The organism is Barnesiella sp. CU968 (assembly GCF_905219685.1).
In the GTDB taxonomy this organism is placed as follows: domain Bacteria; phylum Bacteroidota; class Bacteroidia; order Bacteroidales; family Muribaculaceae; genus Lepagella; species Lepagella muris_A.
The window spans coordinates 1-5846 of record NZ_CAJMXD010000181.1 but is presented as its reverse complement, the minus strand read 5'-3'; the positions used below and the strand labels follow the sequence as shown (position 1 = coordinate 5846).

Genomic DNA, 5846 nt, shown 5'->3' with positions numbered 1-5846 from the left:
CTCCGTGACAAAGGCACCGGGGCGGTCACAGACACACAGCACCACCTTGCATCCGGGGATTCTCCCCTGCTCCGCAGCCACCGTTATATTCTCGAAATTGCTGCCGTTTCCACTTGCAAATACCGCAATCTTCCTCATATAGGAATTTTATTTTAAAGTCACGCCTTCACCTTCGACAACTTTTCCGATCACAGACGCCCTCTCACCTGCCTCCGTAAGGATTTCCAACGCACGGGGCGCGTCTTCAGGACAGACGGCAAGCACCATTCCAATGCCCATGTTGAAAATGTTGAACATCTCGCGGTGAGGAATCTTTCCGTATTTCTCCAGCATACGGAACACCGGAAGAATCTCCCAGCTGCCTTCTTCTATTTCCACACCCTGACCCTCTTTGAGAATGCGCGGTATATTCTCATCGAAGCCGCCGCCTGTGATATGCGCTATGCCATGGACATCTATCTCATCAAGCACCTTGTGCACCTGCTTCACATAAATTCTTGTGGGGGTGAGCAGCATCTCGCCAAGAGTCTGGTCTCCCGTATCCTCATACTTCTGATCGAACTCGAGATCACGGTCCGACACAATCTTGCGCACAAGGCTGAATCCGTTGGAGTGGACTCCTGATGACGCGATACCGATAAGCAGATCGCCGGGTTTTACTTTCGAGCAATCGATAAGCTTGCTTTTTTCCACGGCACCGACTGTGAAACCGGCAATGTCATATTCACCGGGAGTGTACATGCCGGGCATCTCGGCAGTCTCGCCGCCGACAAGGGCACATCCCGCCTGACGGCATCCTTCGGCAACACCGCTTACGATAGCCTCGACAACTTCAGGATGATTCTTGCCCACCGCAACATAATCGAGGAAAATCAGCGGACGCGCACCCTGGGCGAGCACATCGTTGACACACATAGCCACGGCATCTATGCCGATAGTGTCATGTTTCTCCAGCGAGAAAGCTATTTTAAGTTTGGTGCCGACTCCGTCAGTACCGCTCACGAGAATCGGATGCTCGTAACCGAGCGAACCGAGGTCAAACATGCCGCCGAAAGCACCGATGTTGCCCATCGAGCCGGGGCGCTCGGTGCTCTTCACATGTTTCTTGATGCGGCTTACCACTTCGTAGCCCGCCTCAAGGTTCACACCGGACGCTTCATAACTTTTTGCCATATTATTTAAAGTAATTTATTGCGTTTTTAAATAGATTCTGCATCTTGTTGCCATGGATATTCTTCATCAGACCGTCGGCAAAACGCTCGGAATGTCCCATTTTTCCGAGGATGCGCCCGTCGGGTGAGATTATACCCTCGATAGCCTCTACCGATCCGTTTGGATTGGCTGGAGAGTCCATAGTTGCGTTACCCTCGGCATCGGCATACTGGAAGGCGATCTGACCGTTTGCGCGAAGTTGCGCGGCGAGTGCCGGAGAAGCCATGAACTTACCCTCGCCGTGGGAAGCGGCGATGCTGTGAAGCTCGCCGATGGTGAAGCCTTCGAGCCATGGAGAGGCAACGGAACCAACACGGGTGTTTACTATCTGCGAGATATGACGGTTTATATCGTTATGGAAGAGTGTGGGACTCTCAGCGGAAAGTTCTCCGATTCTGCCATAAGGAAGAAGACCTGACTTGACAAGAGCCTGGAATCCGTTGCAGATTCCGAGTATCAGTCCTCCCCTATCCTGCAGACGCTTTATTGCCGCCTTCACAGTGTCGTTGAGCAGGACATTGGCGATAAACTTGCCGCTTCCGTCAGGCTCGTCGCCGGCAGAGAAACCGCCGCTTATGGCAAGGATATGGCATTCATCGATATTGCGTGCCATCTCCTGAACCGAACGTTCGATATCCTCAGCGGTGAGATTGATAAACACGCTGCTTCTGACCACTGCGCCTTCACGCTCGAAAGCCTTGGTCATGTCGTAGTCGCAGTTTGTTCCGGGGAAAAGCGGGAGGAACACCACGGGATGCTCGGTCTTCTCACCCTCCCAGCGGCTCGTGCAGGCTCCGGAAGATGCATTCTCCACCTTACCCTCGACACCGCTTCTGTCAGGATATACCTTATTGAATCTGCCTCGGTTTGCCTCGAATGCCTCCCCTATTGCGATTTCCACGCCGTTCACGCGCAGTGCTCCCTCAACGGTCTCGCCTATGAGTTCCGCATTCGGGAAGTCAAGCGCGTTTTTGCTCTCCACAATCAGAGAACCGTGACCGAAATCGAACAGATCCTTGTCGGAAACACGAACATCCGCCCCGATTCCGTTGCCGAAACTCATCTTTGCGATACCCTCTGCAACGCCGCCGAAACCTACAGACCAGGCTGCGACTATATCCCCGCTCTCTATTCCCTTGCGCACATTTTCGAAATTGAGCATAAGTTGCGCGGTGTCGGGAGTGAGATCACTTTCAGGAGTATGACGCACGATATAGACACTATTTCCGGCTGCCTTGAATTCAGGGCTGACGACCTTTCTGGCATCCACAGTTCCCGCCGCGAAAGCGATCAGCGTCGGAGGCACATTGATGTCGTTGAACGTACCGCTCATGGAGTCTTTTCCTCCGATTGCCGGGAGACCGAACGCCAGCTGCATCTCCAGCGCGCCGAGAAGCGCGGCAAGAGGCTTGCCCCATGACTCTTCAGAGTTCATACGTTCGAAATATTCCTGGAAAGAGAATCGCAGACGGCGGAAGTCCGCACCTGCCGCAGTAGCTTTAGAAAGAGCCTCGACAACCGCATAAGCCGCGCCGTGGAAAGGACTCCAGCTGCTGATATAGGGATTGAATCCGAAAGTCATAATAGAGGCTGTGTCGGTATGATGACTTCCGACGGGAAGTTTCTGTACACTCGCCTGAGTCTCCGTTCCCTGGGTCGCACCGCCGAAAGGCATCAGCACAGTGGAGGCACCGATTGAAGAGTCGAACATCTCAATGAGACCTTTCTGCGAGGTCACGTTCTCATCCTCAAGATTATGCAGGAACTTCTCTTTGAGATCTCCGCCCGGAATCTCCCTTGCGAAAGGATCTCTGTCTTCGATTCCTGCTATACGCGCCTTGGCGAAATGACGTGCTCCTGCAGAGTCTATGAATTCCCTGCGGAGGTCAGCCACAAGCTCGCCGTTATAGTACATTCTCATTCTGCCAGAGTCGGTAACATCGGCGACATGGCGCACCTCAATGTTCTCTTCATGACAGTAACGCTCGAATTCCTCGCGATCCTTTGGTTCAACCACAACCGACATTCTCTCCTGCGATTCGCTGATTGCGAGTTCCGTAGGGTTAAGTCCGGAATATTTTGTTGTGACGCGGTCGAGATATATGTCAAGGCCATCGGTAAGCTCTCCGATAGCCACGCTGACACCACCAGCGCCGAAGTCGTTGGATTTCTTGATGAGACGTGTCACCTCCGGACGGCGGAAAAGACGCGAGATCTTGCGTTCTTCAGGAGCATTTCCCTTCTGCACCTCGCTGCCGCATTCCTCAAGCGATGACTCGTTGTGTTCTTTAGATGACCCGGTTGCCCCTCCTATTCCGTCACGACCGGTACGGCCTCCGAACATGAGGATCACATCGCCCGGCTGAGGACGTTCGCGGCGAACATCGGAAGCTTTCACAGCTCCTGCAACGGCACCGACCTCCAGACGCTTTGCGACATATCCCGGATGATAAATCTCACGCACATGCGTTGTGGCGAGACCGATCTGGTTTCCGTATGACGAGTATCCGGCAGCAGCTTTCAGCGAGATGACACGCTGGGGAAGTTTCCCCTCCATCGTCTCGGATACCGGCTTGTAAATGTCTCCGGCACCGGTCACACGCATTGCCTGATACACATAGCTACGCCCGCTCAACGGGTCACGGATCGCGCCGCCGAGACATGTGGAGGCACCTCCGAACGGCTCTATTTCCGTAGGATGATTATGGGTTTCATTCTTGAACTGAAGCAGCCAGCGTTCCTCTTTGCCATCTACGTCTATGTCCACATAAATTGAACATGCGTTGTTTTCCTCACTCTGTTCGAGATCTTCAAGAAGACCTTCCTTGCGGAGATAGCGGGCACCGATTGTGGCAAGATCCATAAGGCAAAGACTTTTGCTCTCGCGTCCGAGCTGACGGCGTATTTTCTTCCACTCATCGAGAGCGTCGCGGAGTGTGGCTGAAATAGCAGACTCATCTATGGCAATGTCGGTAAGTTCGGTTGTGAACGTGGTGTGGCGGCAATGGTCGCTCCAGTATGTGTCGAGAATACGGAGTTCCGTCTCATTTGGGTCGCGTCCTTCGGCTGTGAAATAAGACACAACCTCCATCAGGTCGTCACCGTTCATGGCAAGACCTTTCTCCTTGCAATAGGCTGCCGCTGCATCGGCTGTAATCTCACGGAAACCTTCAAGCACCGGCACCGGTCTGGCGGCTGCGCGTTCCGGCTTCTCCAGACGGTCAAGGTCTTTGCGACGCGCCTCCACGGCATTGATGCAGTATTTTGAGATCCGTTTCATCTCCTCCTCTCCTACCGACTCATCGAAAATCATCAGACGGCTGCTGCTTATCTCTATTTCAGCCGACGGCTCTATGAGTCTCACGCACTCCTCGGCTGAATGGGCACGCTGGTCGAACTGTCCGGGAAGACACTCAACCGCAAGATATGGCATTCCTCCGGTCTCCACTGTGTCAGAGACAGTGTCGGTGGCAGGCTCGCCGAAAACCCTGTAGGAACTGCGTTCGATAAGTTCAGGAGTGAAACCGAACAGATCATACACGCAAAGGAGTCTGAGACTCCTGATGTCGAGACCGAGATTGGAATTCAATTCACGGCGCAGACTTTCAGCCTCCGTGCGGAACTCCGGACGTTTCTCTACAAATATTCTTGATTTTAAAGCTGTCATATCGATTATGCAATATGCATTGTGAATTACAAATTAGATTTCAGATTCGAGAACCTTGCGTGCCTGCTCCGCACGGAATTCATCCAGTTTGAGTTTCATTGCGGGGTCTGTAACCGCCATAATCTCTATTGCGAGCAAAGCGGCGTTTCTGGCACCGTCGATTCCTACGGTTGCCACAGGAATGCCCGGAGGCATCTGCACCATGGACAGGAGGGAATCCAACCCTTCAAGACTGCGTGATTTCACGGGAACACCTATCACCGGCAGCGTAGTGAACGCCGCCACAACACCGGCGAGATGCGCCGCGCCGCCTGCGCCTGCGATTATCGCGCAAAGACCGCGCTCACGGGCACCCGAAGCCCATTCCTCAAGCTGCGCCGGAGTGCGGTGAGCACTCAGCACTCTCTTTTCATACTCGATTCCGAAGGAATCCAAAATTGCCGTGGCTCCCGACATAACGTTCCAGTCGCTTGTGGAACCCATCACTACTCCTACTTTCATATCTCTTCTTACCTGGATGTTGGTTAGTTAAAATTGCTATTCTGCTAAATTGCCGTTAAATAAAAAGCAGGAGGCGTCAGACACACTGCCTGACGCCTCCTTTTTATCTGTTCACAATTCTGCACGCGTATCCGCACGCCTCCCCATTCATGACCGCACGAAACGCCTTGCGCTTCCGGCGCGGCTTTCGCAGTATGGAATGGGATTGTTGTCTCATTGCTAATTGAAAAATTAGATTGCAAAGTTACAACTTTATTTTCAATTTTGCCAACATATCACCCCAAACTTCTGATGAAATCGTTGTAAATATTTTTATAAATAGTTTTACGAGTATCTCCGGAGGTTTTTCTCAGAAACTGTTTAAATTTAATTGTGAGGTTCATTGAGAGGATTTTATGAGGTGTTTTTATGAGTCGAGGAGGGAGCATAGCGGGCTTCTATGTTGCTGTACAAATGATTTGCAGAT

General features: G+C 52.4%; 3 protein-coding genes. All 3 read right to left on the bottom strand.

Going from position 1 to position 5846, the window contains the following annotated elements; translation table 11 throughout:
* Positions 1 to 147: 147 nt before the first annotated feature.
* The 3 genes from purM to purE are packed head-to-tail and all read right to left on the bottom strand — an operon-like array spanning position 148 to position 5380.
* Positions 148 to 1173 (bottom strand): phosphoribosylformylglycinamidine cyclo-ligase, encoded by a 1026-nt coding sequence (gene purM / locus JX312_RS08105; RefSeq protein WP_123403127.1) that lies wholly within the window; start codon positions 1171 to 1173, stop codon positions 148 to 150.
* Between the two features lies 1 nt (position 1174).
* Positions 1175 to 4879, bottom strand: coding sequence for a phosphoribosylformylglycinamidine synthase (locus JX312_RS08100; RefSeq protein ID WP_204457653.1), 3705 nt, complete (start codon positions 4877 to 4879; stop codon positions 1175 to 1177).
* A gap of 33 nt (positions 4880 to 4912) precedes the next feature.
* The gene (gene purE / locus JX312_RS08095) at positions 4913 to 5380 is read right to left on the bottom strand and encodes a 5-(carboxyamino)imidazole ribonucleotide mutase (RefSeq protein ID WP_123403130.1); all 468 of its coding nucleotides are present in this window, start codon (positions 5378 to 5380) and stop codon (positions 4913 to 4915) included.
* Positions 5381 to 5846 lie beyond the last annotated feature (466 nt).

What these genes read in the sequence shown, in the direction of transcription:
- purM (WP_123403127.1), bottom strand. Translation starts at nt 1,173, where the DNA reads ATGGCAAAAAGTTATGAAGCGTCCGGTGTGAACCTTGAGGCGGGCTAC.
- JX312_RS08100 (WP_204457653.1), bottom strand. Translation starts at nt 4,879, where the DNA reads ATGACAGCTTTAAAATCAAGAATATTTGTAGAGAAACGTCCGGAGTTC.
- purE (WP_123403130.1), bottom strand. Translation starts at nt 5,380, where the DNA reads ATGAAAGTAGGAGTAGTGATGGGTTCCACAAGCGACTGGAACGTTATG.